Raw genomic sequence first — 26,847 nt, forward strand, 5'->3', positions numbered from 1 at the left:
GTCTACGAACGTGTCTTTATTTCTTCATCGCTTGTGTTTCAAAGCGGGTGCAAAAGTAGGACCTTTTTCCGCTTATGCAAGCTTTTTTTCAAAGTATTTTCAATATTTTTTAAAACTTTTTCTTAACTAACTGATAACATATAATTTAAATTCCAAAAAAAAATACAGATAATAAGGATTTTTCTTACTTTTATAAATTTAAGGCTAAATACCATCTATAAGAAATTATCTTTTGTTGAAGCAAAATCTGGATAGAACACCTTAATAAGTCAATTAACCATGAAACTATCAAGCTTTTTTAACAAAATTTAAAGTTCTTGCAAAACAATCGAATTAGCTAAGGCTTTACAACTTTAAAAATAAAGCTTAATGTTGCTGCCCCCAATGCTTCTTAATATATTTAAAACCTAAATTTCATTGTATCTATTACTATAACCGTGTAAATTCATTATATCAATTTATAAAATAAAATAACCCAAAATATATTTTATCATATCTTAATAATATATAAGTACATATAATTTTTAAATGAAAACACTTTATCAAACCCAAAAAGCAGATGAAGTCTTTAAGAAGACACTATATATAATTAAAGAGAGTATCATAATTATAGATAAATATAACTTAACTTAGTACTTAATTTTGAGTCCTATTATTTCAGTTTTAAAAATCAACCTCTCATCTCAGATTACAATCAAATATATAATGCTTTTACATCTGTGTTACAAAATCAAGTTTGAATGAAAAACAATCCCAAACTAATTAGCAATTATGAATACAAGAAGTTCTTTCTTCCCGATATAACCACTCACAATCTTTTTAATAATTCTAACGTACAGTTATACCGCATTGAAAACTATTTAAGGAAAATTGTAATACCAGTTAATCCGTATCAAACCACTTTCAACTTTCTAATTTTTGTTACAAAAGGATTTGTAAAACAGCAACTCGAAACATCTGTTTTTGAAATTAATGCTAACCAAGCGCTTAGTATTAAACAGGGAAATTTTACGGCAACCTTAGAATTATCAGATGATGTTGAAGGATTTTTTGTTATCTATGAAAACGAGGTCATCACTGAAATTGCGTTGACTACAAGTGATCTAAACTTTTTTTACACTTCACCTTTCTCTATTTTAAACCCTAACCAAATCAATTGGCTTATCCGTTTATTTGAATTACTGGAAGAGGAATTGAATCAAACCGAACATATTAATGCAATCACTACAGCTCTTCTTCAATCTGCATTATTAAAAATTATACGAACAGAAAACACAGACAATAAATCACTTAGCCGTGCAAGTTTTATCTCTTTTCAATTTAGGGAACTGGTTCAGAAAAACCATATTCAACATAAAAACATCGATTATTACTCCAATCTATTAAAAATATCAGATAATTATTTGAACAAATGCGTTAAAGAAACTACTGGAAAGGCACCAAAACAATGGATAAACGAAATTACAATTCAACACAGCCAAATTCTTTTGCAAGATAATTCTAAAGAAATAGCAGAAATAGCATTTGAGCTGCATTTTCAATCGCCTTCTTATTTTTCACGTATGTTTAAAAAAGTGACAGGAGAGTCTCCTTCTGATTATCGAACACAGTTTCTAAAACATTAAAATTCAAAATTCATTCATAAAAAAAAGAAAACGCTTAAACAGGATGTTTAAAAATCCTGTTATAAGCGTTTTTTGTCTAAAAAAGACTCTACTTAAAAAATATAAATTTTAGCTTATAAATTAAGCTGGTGTACCTTCACTATTAGAAACAACAGCATCAACTTGGATCAAAGCATCCACAGGAATTGCCGAAACTCCAATTATCGTTCTTGCAGGCAAATCTCCGCTGAAAAATGAAGTATAAATTTCGTTGACAGCATCAAGGTCTTCAATATTTTTTAATTGAATATTTATTTTAACAATGTCATCCATTTTATGGTCGATACTTTCTACAATTGCTTTGATATTGTTTAAACATTGTGTAGCCTGTTCTTTAATTCCGCTTCCAACTATTTGATTGTTTTCTGGAACCAAAGGCAATTGACCTGAAATATGATTGTAATGTGAATAAGCAACTGTGTGCGAATACGGAACTTTTGGTGCGTTTTCTGTGTTATTTGCTTCAATAACTAAAAAACGTGCATCTTCTGGAAGTTGCGGAGGAGTTCCGTCACCATGTGATACAGCAGTATCAATCTGCACCAAAGCATCCATTGGCAAAGCAGAAGCACTAACAATTGTTCTAGCTGGAACATAGTTTGGGAAAAATTTTGCTAAAACTTCGTTTACAACTTCAGCATCTGAAATGTCTTTAAGAAAAACGGTCGTTTTAACCACATCATTCATAACGTGTCCAATGCTTTCTAAAATAGCTTTAATATTTTCTAAACATTGTTCAGTCTGTTCTTTTACACCGCCAGCTACAATTTTACCAGATTGTGGATCGATAGGCAATTGTGCTGAAATATTGCTATAGTGAGAAAACGCTACGTTATGCGCATGTATGCTCTTAGGTGCATTTTCTGCATTTCTGGTCACTTTAACAAGATCTAAAGCTTTTTGCGGAGTTGTCCCCTCACCGTTTGAAATAAGAGTATCTATCTGAATTAAAGCGCCATCTAATGGCAGAGCTTCTACAGCAACCGTTGTACGAGTTGGAAGATTGCTTTTGAAGAATGTTTTATACACTTCGTCTACTGCTTCTATATCAGAAATATTCTTTAAGAAAACAGTTAGTTTTACTGCATCATCCATAACATGGCCAATGCTTTCTACAATTGCTTGGATATTTGTCAAGCATTGTTTTGCCTGCTCTTTAATACCGCCACTAACAATTTCTCCCGTTTTAGGATCGATAGGCAATTGCGCCGAAAAATTGTTGTAATGAGAAAACGCTACTGTTTGCGTTGAAAATGGGCTTTTTGGCGCATTTTCTGTGTTTCTCGAGTTCTTTTTAATTTCGCTCATAATTTATTTGTTTTTCTGTTTTAATTATTTCTCTTTTATGGACTAGTCTTGCTAATAACTTATCATGCCCCAAAAGGATTTTTCCAAATTATATCTAAGGCCAGATAATTCACGTCTGAAATATCAGATCCTTTACCAATGAGGTTATACATATAGCCTACATCGAAAATAAATGGAATTTCATGTGGAGTAAGTGAGTAGTAGAGAGTGAGTCTACTTTCTTTATAATCAAATTTTGACCATTCCTTCTCGGGTTCATTTTCTTTGCTTATTGCAAAAAGAACTTCGGCACCTCCTATAATATGATGTGTTTTAGTGCTTCCTAAATCTAGGCTTAACTGTGTTTTAAGACGAGTACGCAACTGAAAATTCTCTTCGGTATTACTAAAATCAGGATTGAAAAATTTCCTAAACTCTTGTCTTATCGTATTTTTCCATTTCAGCCCGTTGCCTTCTGTGATATAAGAATAACGGCCGTATACTCTAAATTCCTGTTCAATTGCAGGATTTAATTCTTCATAAGGCGCTTCAGAGTTATAATTATTAGATCTTCTGTAGCTAAGTGCATACGAGTATTCCCAATTTTTACTGTAACGGTTGGAAATTTCCTCGTTGATTACCAAAATTGCCATTTTAGAAAATGGATTATTCTCATCTGGACTGCTCTTTAATCCATAGCCTACATAAGTTGTCGATTCTTTTTGTTTAAGTGAATCTAAAGACTGCCTAACGCCAAAGGCAAACCAAGCTGCGTTTTTTCCTTCTCCTAAACCTGGTGGACTTAACTGTGCGTATGATTTATTACTAAATGTGACCACAAAAATGACCACTGCCAATAGCAATTTGCTTTTTGCAGACACGTTTTTCATATTTTCTAAATTTTAAAATTTGTAGCTTATTCCTGCTTTTACAGCGAACGGAGTTCCGGGAGTAAAACATAATTCTGATACTGAACTAGCCTCGTCTCTAAGTCTGGTTTCTGTTTCAAATTGCGCTTCATTCCATTTGGTATTAAAGATGTTTTGAAACTGCATATTTACTTCCCAGTTTCTTTTTCCATAAGCCAAGACAAGATCATTAACAAAATAGCCTCGCGTTCTTACCGAATTGTCTTCTATGGCAGGTCGCGAATCCATATAACGGTATCTTAAATTTGCCGAGAAACCCGAAGGTAGTTTTACCGCTACACCTCCAGTGCTTGTAAATGTTGGAACCAACGGAATATAATCTTCTCCTTTTGGCTCATCAATAAAACGGGCATGTGCATAATTAAGATCTCCGTCTAAATAAAGCCAAGAAATCGGTTGGTATCTCAAACTCAAATCAAAACCTAAACGACGTGTTTTTCCTGACGGTTCTACCACAGCTTCGTCTCCAACATATACAAATTCTTGCTGCAAATACATGTGCCAGATCGCTGGCTGAATAATCATATTGGCTGTTGGACGCAGAATAACACCAAAATCACTTCCAAAAGAATAAGGAAGAATGTCTTTTCCATCTTGTGCTACTACAACCCTTACGTCGTTTGAGTGAAATCCAAAACCAGACTTAATATACCATTGCACATTTTGGTTCTGTGTATACGAAATATTCAATTTTGGACTTACTCTAGCAGCCGAAGCTTCTTTCGCCGCAGGTAAACTAGCAAGACGATCATGAAGACTAAAGGTAAAATAGTCTAACCTAGCTGATGGATTGATTAGCCATTTCCCAACTCTATAATCGATTGAGGTATAGCCGTGAACATTGACTTCTGTAGCAGATCCATCAGATAATCTATTTAATAATAAATCGCGCTGATAGACATGATTTAATTGTAAGTCCTTGATATCATCAAAACGAAATCCTGCTCCCGATGTCCAAGTCATGTTGCTATTTTCAAATGCAAATCTTCGGACATACTTATTTTCAAGACCATAAATAGAACGATTGTCCGTTTGCTGAATCTCATCTCCGTAAACAGGATCGTTTAGAAAAAAAGTAAAATTCGAAAACAGATTAAAATTATATTTAGAATAGAATAAATTGCTCGAAAACTCTTCATTCTCATTGGCTAAGTATTTATAATTTACAGCAAGGTTTGTTCTCGAAGTCCTTCCGCCTTCAGTTGGATCTATAGATCCCCATCTGCTTATAATTCCTTCTTCTACAGCTCTTTCAGGAATTTGTCCCGAAGCATTCCAGTTTGAAGAAAAGGTAGATCCTAAAATAGAGATATATTGTTTTTCATCAATCCATTGGCTGTACTTCGCTAAAAAATTAACGCGTGTAAAATCCTGTTTGACATCAAACGGTCCATCGGTATAATTGAATTCGCCTGCTACATAGAAACTTTTGTCTTTGTCATTTTTATTTAAAAGATTAAGCATTGTAACGGCGCGCATCGTATTAAACGAACCACCTTCAATTTTAAAAAGGTTGTTTTCTAATTTGTCATACGTACTAAAATTTACATAGCCCGAGGTATTAAAATCTCCTTTGTCGGCATAATAAGATCCTTTACCAAAATCGATATCTTTGATTGTTTCCGGAATCAGAAAATGCAAATCGGCATATCCCTGTCCATGTGCATGTGAGACTATGTTTACTGGCATTCCGTCAGCCATAACACTGATATCGGTTCCATGATCATTATCAAAACCTCGCAAAAATATTTGTTCTGCTTTACCGCCTCCAGCATGCTGGGCAATAAAAAGTCCAGGAACTTTTCGCAATAGATCCTGTGCAGAATTTACCGGAGCCATTTTTAAATCGACTTTCATTATTTGTTTTCTGAAGTCGATATTACTAATTACTATTTTACTCAGATGCACTGTATCTGCTTCTGATTTGTTTACTTCTATTTTTTTTGCTTCTGGCTTATTTACTTCTTGAGCAAATCCATTCTGCACCGCTAACAATACTATTACAATTGCTGTAAAAAGTTTGTTTCTCATTATTATTAATTTTCTTCTACAATTGCCGTTTTATTTTCAAAACGGCCTACTATTTTTTTTAGGAATACAATTACCCACATCGATAAAACAAATGGAAACGTAAGTGTAATCCATCCGTTATGCATCATAAAAATGTCAAAGTATGTTGCTATGATTACTGATAGCAATACATATAATCCATCTCTTGGTTTTGTTCCGCTGCATGCAATTCCGCATAAAACAGCGTTGAAACTAAACATTCCATCTTCTATTAATTTTACAGAATCCTGATCAAAATGTGCAATTGCCGCTGCAATTACCGCCGCTAGGAATCCGTATAAAGCTGCTGTGGGATTATTGAGAAAAACCCCTATAAAGAAGAGCAAACCTGCAGCAATAGTTCCCTGAAAAATCACTTCACTATAAGCATGCGCTGCTACTGCGAAATCTTCAAGTTCCTTCATTTCTACATTAACTACAGGAATTCTTGCAACCGCTAGTCCAAAATGCTGGATACTCAAAACAGCAATTACCGTAATAACAATAAAAGGAAAGGTGAAAAAGGGAATCTTTTTACGAATGGAAAACTCCATTAGCAATGTGCTTAATACAGATCCTAAAACAAGTAAAAACCATATTAACGGACTGGTTTCAAAGAAGAAAACTAATCCTACTCCAACTAACGTTGCGTTAAATCCGTATAAACCTGCCTTTATATTTTCATCACTGAAGTTGCAAATTTTTGCTGTCGCAGTACCGATTATAGAACTCAGCAAAGCTGCAACTCCCATCAGGATCGAGTCATAAGATATCGCAATTAAAAATAATAATCCTGTCCAAGCACTTTCTTGAAGCATGATTTGTCCAATGCCTTTAAGCACTGTTTCTACTATTGATTTTATTTTTTTCATTTGTGTATACTTCTAGAAATAAAAATTATTTGAATTACCAGCCTAAAAAGACCATCCCGACACCACATGCTAAAACTACTGCACCGCTAATTGCTGGGGTATAACGTTCAAGTTTTTCTGTTTTGAAAAAAGAATATCCATATACTCCTAAAAGCACCATACCAAGCATCGTCAAAACAGTACTGAGAGTAAAAACACCAATAATTGTAGAAATTTCACCAACAGAACGTTTCAATCCAGAATAGAATAATAAAGGAATTAGCGGTTCACTTGGCCCCATTACGAAAATGGCAAACAAAACTAAAGGCGTTACTTTAACTCTATTCGTGGGCATAACCACTTCTCCATGTTTATGCGAAAACACAAATACATCTTCTCCCATTACGTCAAAATGTTTGTGCGCTTTGTTCTTGTATGCAGCCCAAAGCCCGTAAATAAGATAAATTGCACCAAATAACAGCAGTGCCCAGCTTGCAACATTGCCTCTAAAATCTTGGAAAAATGTTATTTTATTGATTTGCCATCCTAAAAAAACTCCAATAAATCCTAAAACTACCGAACTCAGAATATGTCCGAAACCGCAAACTATTGTAAGCATAATTGTCTTGGACATACTCCATTTGCGAGATCTTGACAAAACAATAAATGGCAAATAATGATCAGGTCCCGAAGCCGTATGAAAAAAGCTGATGCTGATCGCTGTAATTGATAATGCTATTAAATTTGAATCCATAATCTGCTTAAATTTGTATTACTGCTTTTTCTTCCCAAAGCACATCCTGCACTTTTCTAAAAAAATCAAACATTTGCTCTCCTCCATTTCCTAGAATTCTAATCACAAAACCATTTGCTTCTAGTTTACTAATTCCGAATGATACATTTTCTAGTCCTTCTAGTTCTTTAAAAAAGTATTCTATACGATCTTCTAAGTCGTCATTTTTTGTATTGAGATATACAAAAGTTCCTTGATGGGTAAAGCCTTCCAGCAAACCCATCGCGGCTAAGGGCATAATATCTGGTCTTAAGAGAACATTGTCTTTTAAGACCAGTCTATCGTGATGAAAAACCTCTAGAAGATTTTGAAAATGAGCATACTTAAAAGTTTCTCCGTGATGTTTACGTCCACAAGTAATGATTTCGCTTATCGTCAAATCACAATCATCTTCGATGTAAATCTTATTATGACTTTTAAATGTTGAATCTTCATGAGGCACCACAGGGTGAGGAACATACGAGAAAGATGTTCCTTTTTCCATTTTGACATTCATGATTTGCGAAGCACTCCCATCCATATTAAACAATCGCTGATAGGATTGTGACTGCAATTGCAAACGAGCATTTTCTTTTACATTCACCTGTATATCGTAAACGTCACCGCTTAAAATTCCAGGTGATGAACTCATGATCATCAAATACGAAGCTCCATCAGATTTGTACTGCCCAACAGGCATAATCCTGAAGGGCTGTGTCACGTATGCATCTCTTAAAAATGATTCGCCATCCCTTTCTTCTACTTCTATTTTTAGAGTACTTAGCATTTGATTAACGAACTAAATTTGGTTCTTCAATATCTTCTAGCAATGCATATTTCTTGATCCAACCAATAACTTCATCAATTCCTTCAGTAGATCTAAGGTTTGAGAATACAAATGGCGCGCCTTTTCTCATTCTACGCGCATCGTTCTCCATCACTTCTAAACTTGCTCCAACGTAAGGCGCTAAGTCAATTTTATTTATCAAAAGCAAATCTGATCTTGTAATACCAGGTCCACCTTTACGAGGGATTTTCTCTCCTTCTGCCACATCAATTACGAAAATCGTCACATCGGCTAAATCTGGTGAAAAAGTTGCTGAAAGGTTATCTCCACCACTTTCAATTAAAATTAATTCGATATCAGGAAAGCGCGAAACCAATTCATCTACAGCTTCCAAATTCATACTAGCATCTTCACGAATCGCTGTGTGAGGACATCCTCCAGTTTCTACTCCAATGATTTTTTCTTTTGGCAGCAAACTGTTTTTTACCATAAATTCGGCATCTTCTTTTGTATAGATGTCATTGGTGATTACGCCTAAATTATAATCGTTTAGCATTTTTCGGCTTAAACGTTCTAATAATGCAGTTTTTCCTGATCCTACAGGCCCTGCAACTCCTACTTTTACATATTTTCTAGTTTCCATTTCTTTATTTTTTTATTTTTTTACGACATGTACAATCTTGAATAAAGTCTCTCATGTTGCATACATCGAATATCAAACGCAATGCTGCAAAGACCAACAAGTTCTCTGTCGATTGTTAAGGTTTCTTTTGCTAATTTTTTAATCAGCGGTTGCAATTCGAATAAAACATCTTGTCCATCTAGTTGCCCTAACGGAACTAGCTTAACCGAATTGGTAATCATTCCGATTGTGGCATTGTAGTAGAATGCAAATAAGGCTTCATCTAGTGGAATTTCTAATAGCTGTGCATAGATTCCAAAAGCGATGCAATAATGTGCTGTTGCTTCTTTATTGGCAATTGCTTGTTCATAATCGCTAATAAGATCAAAAGCTTTTTGTCTTCTAAAAATCTTAATTAATCGAATTCCTAATTTCTGACTTGCCTCTCGTATCTCTCGCGGACTCTTTAAAGCACTGCATTCTTGATCTAATTTTATTATCGTCTCTAAATCATTTTCTGCAGCAGCTACGTAAGCTAATTTTAAGAAAGAGGCATCATTGTATTTTATGTTATACATTAACATGTTTGTTACAAACTCTTTTGCCGAAGCCACCGAATTTACCACTTCATCCTGAACGTAAGTCTCCAATCCGTTAGAGTGCGTATATCCACCAATTGGCAAAGTTGGGTCTGCCAAATGAAGAAGACTTCCTAAATAAGTGTTTTCTATATTAGTCATTTGAAGAAGCCATGTTTAGGATTTTTGTAAAAAGAGACGAATTTCCGTGACCATGAGGTGCTACATTCGATTTTAGCAAATGCAAGAGCTTTATCTCCTGTTTTTCTGGTTTGTATCCACTCGCTTCAAGCCATCTAAACATTGGCATTTCAAAAGGCATCATAATCTGATCATTCTGAATGAATAATGGAAGATGTTTATTTCCAATTTCATAGCAAATGGTTCCCATTTCTAATAAAGATGAAGGTGTCATTACAATCGCTTCACAAGGTTTAATATTTACAACAATCGCTTTTTTATCATCTTGAAAAAGAATGTCATCTTGATTCAATCGCTGTCCTTCCTGAATAAACTTAATCGCTATTTCAACTCCTGAATTTGTTCGCTTGCGCTGAATTCTCTTAGTAGTTTCAAACCATTCAATTTCAAGAAGATCGATCTCAAGACCTTCAATTGAATGTGTTTTTGTATTACCTATTATCTGTTGTATAATCATTATTTCGATTTTTTAAGGGAAATGTTTTTTGAAACTCCTAATCCGAATGTTGATCCATTTATTCCGGCAACAAATGTTCGATTACTCGTTTTATTTGCATCATTTCCTGTAGTATTTTCATATGATAATTCACAGAACTTCGCTTTTAGCGCCCATCCATGACCAAGAAGTACGGCAACAATTGGGTATATTCTTCCCAGATAACCGTTGTAGCTATAAGATCCTGGAGTATTCATAAGCGTATTTCCCCATACATAATACGCGTCAGCCTGAGCGATGATGGCAAAATGATCTCCAATATTCCAAGAGTCACTGTAAAAAGGACCGATTTCGTGTTTAGAGTCGGTAAGATTTCCTGCTGCGTTTTTCTCTTGATCAAAAGCAAAATTCATCCCTGCAACAACATGATCATTAAAAAAATATCCTACTCCAATTGGGTTTGCACCAAAACTACTTCCTGTATTATTATTGTCTTTATAAGTTAAAGAACCATAAAGCATTAAAGATCCTTTCTGTGCATGAACCGTTGTTAAAGATGTGCATACTAAGAGAAGAATTAGACCCAAATTAATTTTCCAACTATTCATAAATTCTTTTTTGTGTTTTTATCTAATCTTACTGCAACAAGATAAATTGCCGCAGTAAGAAGTAGAATAACAGTTATTAATTAAAACAAGTAGTATAATTGTGCTAATGGAAGTTTATCCACAGGTTCGCAAGTGATTTTTTCTCCATCGATTGTCACGGTATAGTTTTCAGCATTTACCATGATTTCTGGAGTTGCGTTATTATGAATCATATCAGCCTTGCCAATGTTTCTGCAATTTGAAACAGCTAGTAATTTCTTTTCCAAACCATATTCTTCGGCAATATTATTGTCGATACCAGCTTGAGAAACAAAGGTGAAAACTGTTTTGGTCAATGCTTTTCCATACGTTCCAAACATATTACGCATAATGATAGGCTGCGGTGTTGGAATAGAAGCATTAGCATCCCCCATTTTGCTTGCGGCAATAAAACCTCCTTTTACGATAATTTCTGGTTTAACTCCAAATAATGAAGGTTTCCAAATTACCAAGTCAGCAATTTTGCCTGCTTCTATTGACCCAACATAATTAGAAATTCCATGCGCGATTGCAGGATTGATTGTATATTTAGACACATATCTTTTTGCACGATAGTTATCGTTTTTGTTTGCTGCATCTTCAGCCAAATATCCTTTCTGTTTCTTCATCTTATCCGCTGTTTGCCATGTACGAGTAATTACCTCTCCTACACGTCCCATAGCCTGAGAATCAGAACTCATGATACTGAAAACTCCCATATCTTGAAGTACATCTTCTGCAGCAATAGTTTCTGGACGAATACGTGAATCTGCAAAAGCTACATCTTCTGGGATTTTTGGACTTAAGTGATGGCAAACCATCAACATATCTAGGTGCTCATCGATAGTATTTGTTGTATAAGGTCTTGTTGGATTTGTAGACGCTGGCAATACATTTGGATACATTGCCGCCTTGATAATATCTGGCGCGTGACCACCTCCTGCTCCTTCTGTATGGAAGGTGTGAATAACACGTCCTGCAATAGCGTTCATAGTATCTTCAAGGAACCCTCCCTCATTAAGTGTATCAGTGTGAATGGCTACTTGCACATCATACTTGTCAGCCACTTTTAAAGAAGCGTCGATTACAGCTGGAGTTGCTCCCCAATCTTCATGGATTTTTACTCCTAATGCACCTGCTTCAATTTGCTCTTCAATTGGAGCTTCTGTAGCTACATTTCCTTTTCCAAAAAAACCAACATTTACAGGAAATGCTTCTGCAGCCTGCAACATTCTCTTAATGTTGTGTTGCCCTGGAGTAACAGTTGTTGCATTTGTCCCATCAGCAGGACCAGTTCCACCACCAATCATAGTAGTAACTCCACTATACAAAGCTGTTTCTATTTGAGTAGGACTGATAAAATGTATGTGTGTATCAATTCCCCCAGCTGTAACAATATATCCGTGACCGCCATGAACTTCTGTCGAAGCTCCGATAATCATGCCAGGTGTAATATTGTCCATGGTATCTGGATTTCCAGCTCTACCAACTCCAACAATTTTTCCATCTTTAATACCAATATCTCCTTTTACAATTCCCCAGTGATCAATAATTGTAGCTCCTGTAATTACAAAATCTAGAACACCTCCATCACGTAAAGCTGTCGAAGATTGGCACATACCATCTCTAACCGTTTTTCCTCCACCAAATTTTGCTTCATCACCATAAGAGCAGAAATCCTTTTCAATTTCAATAATAATCTCTGTATCTCCTAAACGTATTTGATCTCCTACTGTTGGACCAAAAATACTTGTATAATTTTTTCTAGTTACTTCTAAACTCATGATTTCACATTTTTAAATTTCCCTTCTTCTAAGCGTTCTAATGCAAGAGCTTTATTATGCGGTGATAAATCTCCATCCACTAAATTGTTGTGACCATAGATTTTTTGATTTCCTCCAAATTGGGTCAGCTCAACTTCTTTCTCTTCTCCTGGCTCAAACCTCACTGCTGTACTGGCAATAATGTTTAATCGCATTCCGAATGCTTTTTCTCTGTCAAATGACATCATTCTATTCACTTCAAAAAAGTGAAAATGTGAACCTACCTGGATTGGTCTGTCTCCGGTATTGGTAACTTTTATAGTTAACGTTTCACGGCTATCATTACAGATAATATTATTATCTTTTAATATAATTTCTCCTGGAATCATTGTTAGTATTTTTTAGATTTATCGCACAGGATTGTGCACTGTTACAAGTTTGGTACCATCTGGAAATGTGGCTTCAATCTGTATGTCATGAATCATTTCCGCAACACCATCCATTACATCTTCTTTTCGAAGCAAGGTCGCTCCATATTGCATTAATTCGGCTACGGTCTTGCCGTCTCGTGCACGTTCCATTAGTTCACTGCTAATAAGAGCAATGGTTTCAGGATAATTTAGTTTTAAGCCTCGGGCTTTTCTCTTTTGAGCTAGTTCGCCTGCTGTATGCAGCATTAGCTTTTCGATTTCTCTAGGTGTTAAATGCATAATAAAAATATTTTAGTTAAAAAATAACATGTGGCATTGAAAGCTGCATAACTGATTTCTTTAAATCAATTATGGCTTTTCATTTGTAATAAAAATGGAAGGAGGTGAAATCAAGGCAATAATTGCCCAATCCAAATAGAATACTAGTTGGACAACTCTAACGGTGCATTTTATATAAAGGCGTACACCAGCCTTATTTACTGCAAAATATACTATGCACTTAATAGAAAACGTTTATCTTTTTTCTATTAAAATATTGGCATGCTTTTTCACTCCTGATAAAAAAATACATTTTATCAGGAACGCAATGCGCTAAATTTGAATTAAGCAGTAAGGAGAATTAAATGTGGATTTTTAAACTATGAAATAGGATATTTCTTGACATGTTTCGAAAAGGAGTTATGTTTCGCTCCAATAATCCTTGGGTGTTTAATTTTACACTTTCTATGTAAACAAAACAATTGTCTCTTAAACTTTTGCCATTTAAATGTAGTGGAGATGCAAGTACAGTACTAGTACATTTTTCCGTTTCAGAAGTATTCTCTAATAAGACAAATTTTAATGGGTTGGACTCTGAAAGTGCCTTTTCAAAAATTGCTTTACTAGGGGTTGGAATCTCAAAAACCGACTCTGTTGTGATATAACTATTTGCCTTAGTTACAATAGCATTGCTATAACTATTTGGGATAGTTAAAAGACAAATTTGTAAAAAAAGAATATAAGCTAACTTCATCGGAAGACTTCAAGTATTAAAGGATTGTTCCTTTTATACTTGCAAATTTAATGGAGGCGAAATACAATTGAGTAGCACAAATCTTGACTTTTCTTTTCCAAAATTGCAGATAAGAGAATTTTAACACGATTTTCACATGTTTGATCTAACTTATGAAACTCTTCATAACATTGCGTCATTCCTAGTTCCAAATGTTTACTATTTAGAATATCGCATGGATAACTAGATATTTTGTATTCTAATTCTAAATCTTGTGTTTATTTTTTAAGAAATTTCCGTAAATTTAGCTTTTAGAAGCGACACTTAATTAGTCAAATACTTAAACCAAACGCATGTCTTCATTTTTTAGTGTTCACTTTTATTCAAACTGAACACATTGAAAATGAGAAAATTAAGAAAAAAAAAAAAAAAAAAAAAAAAAAAAAAATTTTTAAGTGTTCACTTTTATTAAAACTGAAAAAATTTAAAATTAAAAAATAAAAAAAAAAAAAAAAAAAAAACAGATCTGAAAGGTTAGGCATATTAATGGGGATTTAAAACAATCCTGATGATTCATCAATTCAGTTGGCTAAAAAAACAGATAATGCAAGACAAAATCTAAAAACAGGTAGAAATACCTTACTGTAAATCAGAATCTTACCATATCTTTAATCTAACCTTCTGAATTGGCAACAATACAGAAAAAATCAAAAAAGTATGAAAATAGGAATCATTGGCATTGGAAGCCTGACGTTAGAACTGGCTCAAAGAGCAACATCTACTGGCTATGAAGTACTCATAAATCATCCTCGTGGCAATTCATTAATTCAAGAAACAGTAAATCAAACCATAAAAGGTGCAAAACTTGTTTCATTGGAGGAAGCTGCTTCAACTGATATCACTATACTTTTTGTACCGAGAGAAAGTCTAGAACATACTATTAGCAGGTTGCCAGATATGTCTGGAAAAATCATACTGCATACGAGCGGACTTATTTTTAATCCAAAACTTCTGGTGTCTAGTGTTACCAGTTCTCTTACTTACCAAATCACCGCTTCACTCCTTCCTGAGGCTAATGTGGTAAAACTATTTAATCCTGTCGTGCTAAATCAAAGAAAAACGGCTCTTTTGACCGAAAAGAAAGATGATATTTATTTCGCTGGCGAAAATGAGCTATCAAAAAACAAAATCAAAACTTTTTTAAATAATTTAGAATTTCAGCCTATCGATCTTTCTGTAAAGCTGAAACTTCAATCTGCTCTAATCAAAGAAAACAATACTTTAATAAATCACTGGCATAAGCTCTCATAGTGCATTATATAATCATCACAATAAAAAAGCCTGAGAATGCTCAGGCTTTTTTATTAGCAATTTTATCGTGACAATTACTATTTACTGAAATCGTAGCTAAGTACAGCACCAAGTCCAAATTGAAACGTCGAAGCATAATCGGTAACTGCTACTGGCCCCCAATAATAGTCCCAATAGTAATCATATCCAACAGCTGCCGACATTGATTGCAGATATGCATGAAGATTAACAGATAATGGTGAACTCGTTTTTACTTTTACACCTGCTTTAATTTCCCACGCAAAATATGTTCCGCTGCCGCTCCTTGGTGTTTCAAGAATTGCGACCCCTGCGCCTGCGCCAAGAAATGGAAGAGCTTTTTGTGAACTTGAGCCAAAATAATACGTGTAATCTGCTAGAATGTAATTAATAGCTCCCTTATCGTCGCCAGCATTAAGTTGAGTTCCTGCAGGAATAGTGTTACCGCCATTAGCTAAAGTAACTTTTGTATATAAAGGCATTCTTGAATCTAGTCTATTATATTTTAATTCTATTGAGGCATTATCCATTATAAAATATTCTAAACCTATACCATATTCAAAACCATCTTCTACTCGCGCATAAGAGGAATCAAAATCTACCTTATCCGAAAAGGTATAACCTCCATATAAATTAAGCAAAAATGACTGAGCGCTTTGTGCTGACATCGCCAGTGACAAGAAAAAAACAACAATTAATAAATGATACTTTTTCATAATTTTTAATTTAGATTCATAATAAGTGATTTATTTTTTCCGAGCCCTTATCTTAATTAAAATATTTCTGTTTTTTATGGCTTCGGTTGTACAGAGGAAAAAAACGCATTATAAAATTTATGATTAATTTGACTGGGCCAAAGTTATCTCACAAAAACATTTTACCATAAATAAATGCAGGTAATCATGTTGCAAATTATAAAATGAAACCATTTTCTTATTCTCTATATATCAACTGGTTAACTAAAAAAATAAAAAAGTTTATCTGTTTTTTGCTAAATTAAATTTCACTCTATACACATAAAAAAAGCCACAAATGAATTTGTGGCTTTTTTTATGTGTGACTTGGTGCTTAATTTGGTTTACTAAAAAATATATTATTTGTTATTAAAGTTCAGCCTTTAAGTTAATTTTTCCTGTTTGTAGTCCATTTCCTTTTACTTCTAACTGAATCTTGCCTGCTGTTTTGATTGATTTAACAAGTACAACAAGTTTACCACTGAAAAGCTTCATATGATTCTCATGAAATATTTCCAATGATGTTGCATCACCGTTACATGCAGCTCGATAAGTTGCAGCACCAGTTACTTTAAATTGCAATTCATTATCTGCTGTAGGACATGGAATTCCGTTTTTATCTACTACCGAAACCGTTACAAAAGATATATCCTCGCCATCCGCTTTAATCGTTTTTCGATCTGCATCAAGAACAATTTTATAAGGATCTCCCGCAGTTTTAACGGTGTTTTCTGCAGCTATTTTACCATTTGAATCGAATGTAACAACTTTTACAGTTCCAGGCTCATATTTAACATCATTCCACATCAAACGGTAACGGTTTTGAGGAGTTGCATTATTCTTTTTCTGAATTCCCATACTTTTTCCGTTTACAAAAAGTTCTGCACTGTCATAATTTGTATAAACGAAAACTGGAGTAATTTCTCCTTCTCTGCCTTTCCAATTCCAATGTGGCAATATGTGGAGCGTGTTATCTTTAGTATTCCATCTGCTTCTATAAAGATAAAAACGATCTTTTGGCAATCCTGCCAAATCAGAAATTCCGAAATAAGAACTTCTTGAGGGCCATTTTTCATCGTAAGGCGTAGGTTCTCCTAAATAATCGAATCCTGTCCAAACAAACTCTCCAATAACCCATGGTTTGTCGTCTTGAAGCACAAAATCATCATCAGGCACATTTGACCAACTGCAAGCTTCTAAATCATAAGACGAACATTGCAAATCATCATATTGTTTGTTTTTTTCTTGTACAACAGGAAATTTATAAATTCCTCTTGAGCTTACTGTAGAAGCTGTTTCTGAACCTAAAATGAATCCTTGCGGAAATGCTTTATAAGCTTCTTCGTAAAGATGAACTCTATAATTTAATCCCGGAATATCCAAAAGAGATCCAAAACCAGAAGCCATAGTTTGCTTTACTTGATCCATTCCAACTGTAACAGGACGTGTTGGATCTTCTCTATGAAAAACATCTTGTAAAAATTTAGCTCTGGTTAGACCTTCTGCCCCGTATTGATCTGGAACTTCGTTTCCTGAACTCCACATTACGATACTAGGATGATTTCGTGTAGCTCTAACTAAATTTACAATATCTTTTTCTGCATATTCTTCAAAAAAACGATGATATCCGTTTTCTACTTTTGGCTTTGCCCATTCGTCAAAACTTTCTGCAAGAAACATAAAACCCATTTCGTCAGCCAATTCTAATTGCTCAAAAGAGGGCATATTATGAGAACTTCTTATTGCATTACATCCTAAATCTTTAAGAATCGTTAACTGTCTTTTAAGTGCTGCTTTATTAACAGCCGCACCAAGCGGCCCTAAATCATGATGTAGACAAACTCCTTTAAATTTCGTCACTTTACCATTAAGACTAAATCCTTTGTTAGGCTCGTATTTAATATAGCGAATACCAAACTTTATATTTTGCTCATCTTTTAAGCTACCATCAGCTGCAAATAATTTGGTTACTGCGGTATATAAATAAGGCGTTTCGGGACTCCATAAATGAGGATTTCCAACTGAAATTGTTTGGTGAAATTTTCCATCTTCCGTTTCTGTGCTCTTTTGTGTTGCTACAATCTTATTCTTTGCATCCTTTATTTCAGTTACCATTGAAACATTGCTGCCATGAAACTCTGCTTTAATATCAACAATAGCATTATTATCTTTCGTGTCTGGAGTCGTTATAAAAGTTCCCCACTGCGCAAAACTCTCGTCCTCTTTTACAACAATACTAACTTTTCTGTAAAGGCCAGCCCCAGGATACCATCTTGAAGAAAAAGGTTCGTTAGTTAATTTTACAGCCAATACATTTTCTGAACCTGCAATAAGATCATTAGTAATATCAATAAAAAAGTAACTATATCCATACCCCCAGTTTCCTATTTTTTTTCCATTTAAAAAAACTTGAGGCTCGCTCATTGCTCCTTCAAAAACAAGAAGCGCTTTTTTTCCTTTTCTGAATTCTGGAATAGAAAATATATTACGATACCAACCCGTTCCTATATGTGGCAATGATCCTGTTCTTCCTGTTTTTTCAGTTGCTTCCTTTTCTCCATTTTGTTCAATAATTCCCGTCTGAATGTCCCATTTTTTATCAAAAGGTCCATAAATAGCCCAATCATGAGGCACACTAACTTTTTCCCATTTAGACGCGTCATAATCTGTCGAAAAAGCTTCCCCTTTTACTTCTTTAGAAAAACGCCAGTTGTCCTTTAAAATAACAGTAGTTGATTGTGACATCATTTTTTCTTGCGAAAAAACGAGTAGAAATAAGAATAATGTTGATTTAAAAATTAGTTTCATTTTTCTATCTATTCTCTTACCATTAAGCAATTAAACCTAAAAGGCTAAATTGCTTAATCGTAAAATTTTAATTATTTATTTAATTTTTGAAAGCATCCAATGCAGGTGATGGTTTTCCGTCTGGCAACCAAGCGTTTAGTTGATATCCGCTCCAGCTTTTTTCTCCTTGTGGTTCCCAATAAATAACGCCTAGACCTTTATTATTAGGTACACTTTTTACAGCTTTTATAGTAGCTTCAAGCATTTCTTTGGTATTTTCTTCTAATATATAATCTCCTCCAACTTCAACTACCATAACTTCTTTGTTGTAACGTGAAGCCATGTCTTTTAGGTTATTTTCTAAATCTGAAATATTTTCTTTATAATCGGTTTTTAGCCAAAACGGATAATACGATAGACCAATTACATCATATTTTACATTATTCTCGGTTGCTTTATCAAAAAACCATCTAAATTTTTCGTTTTTATTTCCTTCGTCCAAATGAACAATGACCTTCATTTTTGGATCGACAGCTTTTGTCGCTTCGTATCCTTTATTAAGCAATTGTGCCAACTGACTAAAGTTATCTGTGCTTCCTTCTGGCCAAAGCATACCTCCTGGTATTTCATTTCCAACCTGAACCCATTCTGGAGTTACGCCAGCTTTTTTAAGCATTTTTAAAACATCATAAGTATGCTGATACACATCTGTCAACAATTCTGGAAAAGAGTGTTTTGCCCATGCAGCAGGTTTATTTTGTTTTCCAGGATCTGCCCATGAATCGCTGTAATGAAAATCGATCATGATACGCATTCCCATTTTCTTTGCGCGCACAGCCATAACAACCGTTTCTTCTGGACTACAGTGTCCACTAGCTTTATCATCATTTGGATTAACCCAAACGCGCAGCCTGATTGTGTTTATTCCGCGGTCTTTTAGTAACTGCAGACAGTCTTTTTGAGAACCGTCTGCATCATAAAATTTATAGCCTGTTGCTTCCATTTGCGGAAGCCAGCCTACATCTGCTCCTTTCGAAAAAGAATCTTTTTCACTTGCCATCTTAGATTTACATGAAGTAAATAAAATGGCAGTGGTAATTAAAAAAGAAATAATTTTAAGTGATTTTTTCATGTGTTAGTCTTTACTGAAGGCTTGCATTACTGATAAAGCATTATTATCAAAACTATACAAGGCTTGATTTTCGAATGTAGAACCTGTTGTTGATTGTGGTCCTTTAAAAGCAACCCATTCGCCGCCCCAATAGGCAAATCCTTGTCCAAATTCTGATGTTTTTACAATATTTTTAATATCTGTGACAAAAGTTCTTTGTCCCGCAGGAGTTGCTGGATAACCTGGCACCAACTGATCGCTTGTTCCAACAATATTATTTGTCTGATCATTATGTAGTAAAGTAAAAGGATAAGCTGTTTCTGCTATCAGAACTTTTTTGCTGAATTTTTTTCCTAAACCATCAATGGTATTTTTTACTACATTCAAATCTTTTCCGTGCCAAACAGGATAATATGATAACCCAATATAATCGTAATCAATGCTTTTCATTTTATTGAAGAACCAATCTGTCGCACCGCCATCAACACCTGCATAATGAATCATTATTTTTGTGTTTGGAGCTTTACTTCGAATCGTTGCACTTGCAGCGCTTAATAAAGCTAAACATTGTTCTTCGTTATTAATTAAATGTCCTTGTGGCCATAATAATCCGCTATTGATTTCATTTCCAATTTGAATAATATCTGGATTTATTTCTGAAACTATAGTTGCTGTATAATCGGAAACAACCTTTTTTAAATCGGTAAAGGATAAATTTTTCCATTCTTCAGGAGTTGTCTGCATACCTGGATCTGCCCAGTCATCAGAATAATGAACGGTAAGCCAAACTCTTAAACCAGCTTGTCTTGCTTTTTGAGCCAATTGTTTTACTTCGCTTAAGCCAGAACGCCCATTTACAGGATTTTTCCATAAACGAATTCTAACGGTATTACAACCGGCATTTTTTAATGTTGTAAGCATTTCTTCTGCTTTGCCATTGCTGTAGAATTTAGTCCCTAAAGATTCCATTTGAGGAAGAAAAGAAACGTCTGATGCTCTAATAAAAGTGTCACTTGCATCTGGCGGATTAACAATTTCTGTGTCTGCAGAATCATTATTTGAGCACGAGATTTGAAATGCAAGTACCGCAAGTAATCCAAAAATCTTTATATATTTTTTCATGATATGAATTGTAATTAGTGAAGTTTTGATTTTAAAGTAAGAAGAAGCCTCGAAGCATGCTTATTGAGGCTTCTCTTATTTTTCAATTCAACTTATGGAATTGTTATGAACATATAACGACCATCTAAGTCATTGAACCAGATTTCATATTTTCCTGCTTCAACAAAAATGTCTCCACCGTTATCTCCCCAGCTAACATCCCAGCTATTGTTTGCTTTGAACTTCATTTTTCCTGCTTTCAACGTTTGAGTAACTTTCCAGATATGTCCATCAAAATCAGATTTCACTAAAGGAACTTCAGTATCCCAACCAGTATCATCACCTGTTAAAACAGATCCTGTCAAACCAATTGTAGCATACGTTGTCATTGGTCCTGTATATGGAGTAATTTTATATGTCAATTCTTCTAGATTAATTTCAAAACTATAATAACCTGCAGCTGCCGTTGGAAATACACCTGGATCAGCATCACTTTCTGTTGCTCTGTATTGTACTGCAGCACCATTTGTTCCATACATTGGAGCCCAGAAGCCAATTTGCTCAATTAGTTTAAAGCCATCTGCATTAAAATATCCTGTATAATATTGTTTTGCGTTTTCTTTAGGATCTCTAAAAATTGGCATATTGTTGTTATCTACACTCCATCCTGCGGCGGTACCAGGTCCTACTAAGAACAAATTAACTTTAGGAAATTCACCTCTATAAGGAGTCACTGCAATGGTAATTGGAGTAGAAAGTTTTGGTTCTGAAAGAGTTGTTCCAACAGTCGATTTAATTCTAATATCTATTGTTCCTTCAGTATCAGCAGTAAGTCCAAGTGCTAAAGCTTTTGCATTAAGTTCTGCTACTGTAATAGTTGCGTGAGTAGTTGTAGAAGTTGTAATATCTACCGGTGCAGCAAATTCAGTATTGCTCGCCGCGAATTGTACTGTATAAGTAACAATTGTTGGAGTTCCGTAACTTACTTTTTCCCAAGTTAAAGTAAGCGCAGTATTATTTGGCGTTTCTTTATTTAGAATAATAGAAGAACCGTTTTCTGGAGTTATAAGCCCAAAAGCTGCTTCTTGAGGTTCTAAAATCATTAAATTTTCTTCGTTTTCACAAGACCAAAATCCTGTAAGCAATACTACAGCTATAAATATTTTATATATAAGTTTCATTTTGTATATCGTTTAAGTTAAAAAAATTAGTAACCCGTGTTTTGAGTTAAATTTCTATTTGCTCCCAATGATCCTTCTGGAATTGGAAAAACACTCATGTAAGTAGGAATAGCAATTCCTTTTGAAGAATTTCCTTTCCAAGCCCAGTTATAAGACCCTCCAGTATATTTTCCAAAACGGATTAAATCTTGTCTTCGGTGAGCTTCCCAATGTAATTCACGGGCTCTTTCATCAATAAGAAAATCAAGCGTTAATTCGCTTAAAGTAATGTTTCCAACGGTCGAATTCGAATTGGCTCTCTGTCTTAAAGCGTTTACATAATTTAAAGCCTGAGTCGTTGTTCCGTTTCCTCCCCTTAAAGTAGCTTCTGCGTACATTAAATAAACATCGGCTAATCTAAATAATGGGAAATCAGTATCTGCATAAGTCGAACTGCTGCCGTTAACTCCTGTTGACGTTTTATTAGAAAATTTAGATAATATATAACCTTGCGTTTTTACTCCAATATCATCAATATCAATAGATCTTTGTTTTGATGGATCGCCCTGAACACCTTTTCCTATTGTATTTCTGGTATCTTGACTAAATTTTGAACCATCAAATTTTTGAACAAACTCTTTTCTAATTCTAAGCGCTCCTGTCCAGCCGCCAATTCCAAAATCGGCACCATTATTTTCCCAAGCACCAATTTGTCCGTTTGTTAAAACAGTTGTAGCGCCCCAGTTTTGAGAAACTGCTCCGTCTGACTGAATTCCGAAAATAATTTCCTGAGAAGTATTATTGTCTGCCTTGAAATTGTCAAGATATTTTGGTTTTAAAGTATAACCACTCTCTATAATTGCGTTACACATTGCAATACAGTCATCAAAACGATTGGCCTGAATATAAACTTGTGCATTCAAATATATTTTAGCCAAAATCATTCGTGCCATAGATTGATCTACTCTACCATATTCATTTGTTCTTGCCGCTTTTAAATCGGGCAAAACTGCTTTTAATTCAGATTCTATATACTCAAACAATTGCTTTCTGTTAAACTCTGGTCCAGCAAAATTTACAGGATCATTTTCAGTATACATAGGTGCTTTTCCAAATAAATCCATCATGTTATAATAAGCATATGCTCTTAACACACGAACTTCTTGGCGGTAAAGCGCAATATCAGTCAAAGTTGCAGCATCTGTAATACCTCTTGAACTTAATTTTTCTGGTGTACTCTGACGCAAAAATTCATTTGCATAGGCAACAGAAACCATCGTTCTACTAAACATTCCTAAAATAATAGGATTTGCAGCTGTCCAGATATTGCGTTGTAACTCTGCTGTTCCAGCGTCATTTTCGTAACTCCAAACCAATTCGTCGGTAGTTAATTCCTGCATGTACAATAAACATCTTGTAAACTGACTTGTTCCTGCATCTACACCTTCAAGCGAAGAATTATCTGGTCCAAGCACTCCTGTTAAAGTTAGATTTCCATACACTCCTGCAAATGCTTTTTTGTATCCGTCAGGTGTAGAAAACAATACATCAGAAGAAAGAACGTCGTCGTCTTTTGAAACTACATTCAAATCATCTGTACATGACTGAAAAATCAAAGTCAATGCAACGATTGCTGTTACTATATATTTTTTCATGATTTCGTTATTAAAATTTAAGATTAAGACCAAACAAAATTGATCGCTGTCTTGGATAAATCGTTTTATCTACACCATTATTTGTAATTTCAGGATCTAAACCGCTGTATTTTGTTAGTACAAAAACATTCTGCATTCCTGTAGAAACTCTTAATGTAGCTTTACTGTTTAGCCAGTTACTTAATGTATATCCTAACGTAATGTTGTCTAATTTTAAAAATGAAGCGTTCTCAATATAAAGATCTGATAACACAACATTTGACGTTGTGTGAAAATTAGTTTCTAAAACTTGAGATGGAATATTACTCAAAACTCCACCGTTTTCCATCGCATCATATTGCGCTCTACTTGCATCTACCGCGTTAAAAATTCGGTTACCAATACTTGCTCTTAAATTGAATGAAAAGTCAAACTTTTTGTAATTCATGTTAGAAGCAAATCCTAATGTAAAATCTGGATCTGGGTTGTTATAGATGTATTTATCTGAATCATTTTTAATATTATCTCCATTCAAATCAGCAAAAGCTCCTTCGATTGGTTTTCCTTCGTTGTTGTATAATTGTTTGTATACATAAAAAGAATATGGAGTATAGCCTTCTCTAAAAATTTGTCCTGGAGTTCCAGTTCCTGCAATATTATCCCCTAAAAAGATATCAGTTCCGTTAACCAGATTTTTAATTCTTCTTTCAAATTTTGAAATATTGAAGTTCATATTCCAATTAAAATCTTCTGTTTTAATGGCATTCGCATTAACCGTAAACTCAACACCTTTTGTTGTAAAACTTCCAACGTTTTGATACACACGGTTAGAAAAATTACTACCGTCAGATATTGCTGCATTTACTAATAAATCTTTAGATTCTTTGTAATAAACATCAAGACCAGCAGAAATGCGATTATTTAAAAACCCGAAATCAAGACCAGCATTGTAAGAAGAAGTTTCTTCCCATTTCAAATTGTTTGTTCTTTTTGAAGGAAGTGCAACCGGCACAGGACTATCACCAAAATAGTATTCAGAGTTTCCGCTTCCCACTTGGTATTTTTGCAAATATCCATTTGGCTCAGGAATATCCTGTTGACCTGTAATTCCGTAACTTAATCTTAATTTCAAGTCTGATAAGGTTGTACTGTCTTTAAAGAAATCTTCTTTGATCTTCCATGCAAAGGCTGCTGAAGGGAAATTACCCCAACGATTAGCTTCTTCAAATCTTGACGAACCATCTCTTCTGTATGACAGTGTCAATAAATATTTATCTCTAAAGTTTAAATTTGTTCTAGCAAAAAATCCTATTAAGACAACATCTGTATCAAGAGTAGTTTCAGGAAATGTTGACGGTAAATCTGGATTTAAAATATTACCCGTTTCAAATTTTGAACTTTGAAATTTTTGATACGAATAACCACCAGTCAATTCAAAATTTAAGGCACTAAAAGTTTTATTATAAACTAAATAACCGTCTAATAATTTGTTTTTTCTGGTTGCTTCTGTATATTCATCTGTTCCGTATGGAATGTTGTTATTTGAAGGAGCAGAACCAGCATCAGCGCCAACCAATCTTCTTCTTTCTCCATTCGATTCATCATATCCAACATTTACAACGGCTCTTAAAGCAGGGAAAAAGTGGAATTTATAATCAATTTCAAAATTTCCAAAAATTCTGTCGTTTGTTCCTCTATCATTTGTGTTCAGCAATTGCGAAACAGGATTTCTTGCTGCTGTCGAAACTAACGGATAATTTCCATTAGAATCAACTCCTGTAGTATATTCAAAATAGCCTCCATAAGGCGCACCTTCAACTTTTATAGGCTGTGTTGGATCAAAACCAATAGCTGCTCCTTCAACAGCATCTGTAAATCTGTTTTTTTCGTCTGTATAATTAGCCGAAAGTCTCATTTTTAAATGATTGTCAAGAAACGTTGGGTTCATCACTAAACCAACCGTATTTCTTTTAAAATTATTAGTTAAACGCAATCCCTGCTGATCGGTATTTCCTAAAGTTAAACTTGTCGGAATAATATTGAACAAATTTCCTCTAACAGCCAAACTTTGATCGATTGTCCCTGTGTTTCTATAAATTGCTTTTTGCCAATCTGTATTTGCAGTTCCTAATTTATTTAAATCATCGCTTCTTCTATCTGCAATAACACTTCTAAATTCGTCTGCGCTAAAAACATCAACAGTTTTAGTCAATGTACCTGCTGCATATTGCACATTATAGTCTACAGATAATGTTTTGCTTCCTTTCTTAGTTGTTATGATGATAACACCATTAGAAGCTCTTGAACCATAGATCGCAGATGCTGATGCATCTTTTAAAACCGTAATAGATTCTACCGTTGCAGGGTTTAATGATGCTAAAAAAGAAGAGGATCCTGTATTTGTCGTATTATCAAGAGGCAATCCGTCGATAACAATAAGCGGATCATTACTCGCAAAAAGCGAACTTCCTCCACGAATTCTAATTTGAGAACTAGAACCTGGTGCTCCAGTTGAATTTACTGTTAAACCAGCAACTCTTCCGCTGAATAGATTTTCTGTTGTAATATTATTTCCTTTATTAAAGTCTTTTGTAGAAAGCGCAGTTACGGTTCCTGTTGCATCTTTCTTTTTTACGCTTCCGTAACCTACTTGAACAACTACTTCTTTTAGTTGATTAGTATCTTCTTCAAGATATACACTTATGTTTTTTTGCGTGCCAACTGCAATGGTTTGAGTGACATAACCCGTAAATGAAAACACCAATTTACTATCTGATTTTACACCAGACAATTGAAATTTTCCGTCAAAGTCTGTAGAGGCACTGATATTGGCCCCAGCTACTTTTATGTTTACTCCTGGTATGGGCTGCTTGGACCCGTTTTCCAGAACTACACCGCTTATTGTGCTTTGAGCAAACACACAAAAAGGAAGCAAGAGTAATAAAAGTAAAAGTTTGGATTTAATTCTTTTCATGCTTTTTAATTGGTTTGGTTTTAAGTTAGT

Annotated in this window: 22 protein-coding genes; 2 read left to right on the forward strand and 20 right to left on the reverse strand. The window is 34.5% G+C overall.

The features are described 5' to 3' along the window. Window positions 1-740: 740 nt before the first annotated feature. Window positions 741-1,625, forward strand: a complete 885-nt coding sequence (locus JC605_RS16430) for an AraC family transcriptional regulator (RefSeq protein ID WP_198857237.1) — start codon at window positions 741-743, stop codon at window positions 1,623-1,625. Between the two features lie 120 nt (window positions 1,626-1,745). Here the strand turns inward: JC605_RS16430 and JC605_RS16435 are convergent, their stop codons facing one another. The 13 genes from JC605_RS16435 to ureA form a co-directional block, all read right to left on the reverse strand. Further along, the gene (locus tag JC605_RS16435; protein WP_233074140.1) at window positions 1,746-2,972 is read right to left on the reverse strand and encodes a RidA family protein; all 1,227 of its coding nucleotides are present in this window, start codon (window positions 2,970-2,972) and stop codon (window positions 1,746-1,748) included. Between the two features lie 62 nt (window positions 2,973-3,034). Next, a complete protein-coding gene (locus tag JC605_RS16440) occupies window positions 3,035-3,841 on the reverse strand; it encodes a DUF2490 domain-containing protein (protein ID WP_198857238.1) in 807 nt (268 codons plus the stop codon). A gap of 12 nt (window positions 3,842-3,853) precedes the next feature. Continuing rightward, complete coding sequence (locus tag JC605_RS16445) at window positions 3,854-5,911, reverse strand: TonB-dependent receptor (RefSeq protein WP_198857239.1); 2,058 nt, start codon at window positions 5,909-5,911, stop codon at window positions 3,854-3,856. 5 nt (window positions 5,912-5,916) lie between these two features. Further along, window positions 5,917-6,801 (reverse strand): urea transporter, encoded by an 885-nt coding sequence (locus tag JC605_RS16450; protein ID WP_198857240.1) that lies wholly within the window; start codon window positions 6,799-6,801, stop codon window positions 5,917-5,919. A gap of 34 nt (window positions 6,802-6,835) precedes the next feature. Continuing rightward, complete coding sequence (locus tag JC605_RS16455; protein ID WP_111424813.1) at window positions 6,836-7,534, reverse strand: hypothetical protein; 699 nt, start codon at window positions 7,532-7,534, stop codon at window positions 6,836-6,838. A 7-nt stretch (window positions 7,535-7,541) separates the two neighbouring features. Next, on the reverse strand, window positions 7,542-8,339 hold the full coding sequence (locus JC605_RS16460) for an urease accessory protein UreD (RefSeq protein WP_198857241.1): 798 nt from the start codon (window positions 8,337-8,339) through the stop codon (window positions 7,542-7,544). A 4-nt stretch (window positions 8,340-8,343) separates the two neighbouring features. Next, on the reverse strand, window positions 8,344-8,982 hold the full coding sequence (ureG, locus tag JC605_RS16465; protein WP_144213159.1) for an urease accessory protein UreG: 639 nt from the start codon (window positions 8,980-8,982) through the stop codon (window positions 8,344-8,346). 20 nt (window positions 8,983-9,002) lie between these two features. Further along, window positions 9,003-9,692, reverse strand: a complete 690-nt coding sequence (locus JC605_RS16470) for an urease accessory protein UreF (protein WP_198857483.1) — start codon at window positions 9,690-9,692, stop codon at window positions 9,003-9,005. A gap of 1 nt (window position 9,693) precedes the next feature. Then, entirely contained in the window at window positions 9,694-10,197 is a 504-nt protein-coding gene (gene ureE / locus JC605_RS16475) for an urease accessory protein UreE (protein ID WP_198857242.1), read from the reverse strand. Next, window positions 10,197-10,784 (reverse strand): hypothetical protein, encoded by a 588-nt coding sequence (locus tag JC605_RS16480; protein WP_198857243.1) that lies wholly within the window; start codon window positions 10,782-10,784, stop codon window positions 10,197-10,199. Before JC605_RS16480 ends, ureE begins: the two co-directional genes overlap by 1 nt. 80 nt (window positions 10,785-10,864) lie before the next feature. Continuing rightward, window positions 10,865-12,586, reverse strand: a complete 1,722-nt coding sequence (gene ureC / locus JC605_RS16485) for an urease subunit alpha (protein ID WP_198857244.1) — start codon at window positions 12,584-12,586, stop codon at window positions 10,865-10,867. After that, a complete protein-coding gene (gene ureB / locus JC605_RS16490) occupies window positions 12,583-12,954 on the reverse strand; it encodes an urease subunit beta (RefSeq protein ID WP_198857245.1) in 372 nt (123 codons plus the stop codon). Before ureB ends, ureC begins: the two co-directional genes overlap by 4 nt. Before the next feature lie 18 nt (window positions 12,955-12,972). Then, the gene (gene ureA / locus JC605_RS16495) at window positions 12,973-13,275 is read right to left on the reverse strand and encodes an urease subunit gamma (RefSeq protein WP_198857246.1); all 303 of its coding nucleotides are present in this window, start codon (window positions 13,273-13,275) and stop codon (window positions 12,973-12,975) included. A 1,429-nt stretch (window positions 13,276-14,704) separates the two neighbouring features. Between ureA and JC605_RS16500 the strand changes: the two genes are divergently transcribed. After that, the gene (locus JC605_RS16500; protein WP_198857247.1) at window positions 14,705-15,298 is read left to right on the forward strand and encodes an NAD(P)-binding domain-containing protein; all 594 of its coding nucleotides are present in this window, start codon (window positions 14,705-14,707) and stop codon (window positions 15,296-15,298) included. A gap of 77 nt (window positions 15,299-15,375) precedes the next feature. Here JC605_RS16500 and JC605_RS16505 read toward each other — a convergent pair whose 3' ends face one another. From JC605_RS16505 to JC605_RS16535, 7 genes are all read right to left on the reverse strand, one after another. Then, on the reverse strand, window positions 15,376-16,032 hold the full coding sequence (locus JC605_RS16505; RefSeq protein ID WP_198857248.1) for an outer membrane beta-barrel protein: 657 nt from the start codon (window positions 16,030-16,032) through the stop codon (window positions 15,376-15,378). Between the two features lie 387 nt (window positions 16,033-16,419). Next, window positions 16,420-18,798: a DUF4982 domain-containing protein gene (locus tag JC605_RS16510; protein ID WP_233074142.1), complete on the reverse strand. Its 2,379-nt coding sequence runs from the start codon at window positions 18,796-18,798 to the stop codon at window positions 16,420-16,422. Window positions 18,799-18,937: 139 nt separating this feature from the next. Further along, complete coding sequence (locus tag JC605_RS16515) at window positions 18,938-19,969, reverse strand: arabinogalactan endo-1,4-beta-galactosidase (protein ID WP_233074143.1); 1,032 nt, start codon at window positions 19,967-19,969, stop codon at window positions 18,938-18,940. A gap of 3 nt (window positions 19,970-19,972) precedes the next feature. Then, entirely contained in the window at window positions 19,973-21,070 is a 1,098-nt protein-coding gene (locus JC605_RS16520) for a glycosyl hydrolase 53 family protein (protein WP_198857250.1), read from the reverse strand. 92 nt (window positions 21,071-21,162) lie between these two features. Then, complete coding sequence (locus JC605_RS16525) at window positions 21,163-22,230, reverse strand: SusE domain-containing protein (RefSeq protein WP_198857251.1); 1,068 nt, start codon at window positions 22,228-22,230, stop codon at window positions 21,163-21,165. Between the two features lie 26 nt (window positions 22,231-22,256). After that, entirely contained in the window at window positions 22,257-23,864 is a 1,608-nt protein-coding gene (locus JC605_RS16530) for a RagB/SusD family nutrient uptake outer membrane protein (protein ID WP_198857252.1), read from the reverse strand. 10 nt (window positions 23,865-23,874) lie between these two features. Further along, window positions 23,875-26,817: a SusC/RagA family TonB-linked outer membrane protein gene (locus JC605_RS16535; RefSeq protein WP_198857253.1), complete on the reverse strand. Its 2,943-nt coding sequence runs from the start codon at window positions 26,815-26,817 to the stop codon at window positions 23,875-23,877. Between the last annotated feature and the right edge of the window lie 30 nt (window positions 26,818-26,847).

The organism is Flavobacterium sp. IB48 (genome assembly GCF_016405855.1).
Lineage (GTDB): Bacteria > Bacteroidota > Bacteroidia > Flavobacteriales > Flavobacteriaceae > Flavobacterium > Flavobacterium ginsengisoli.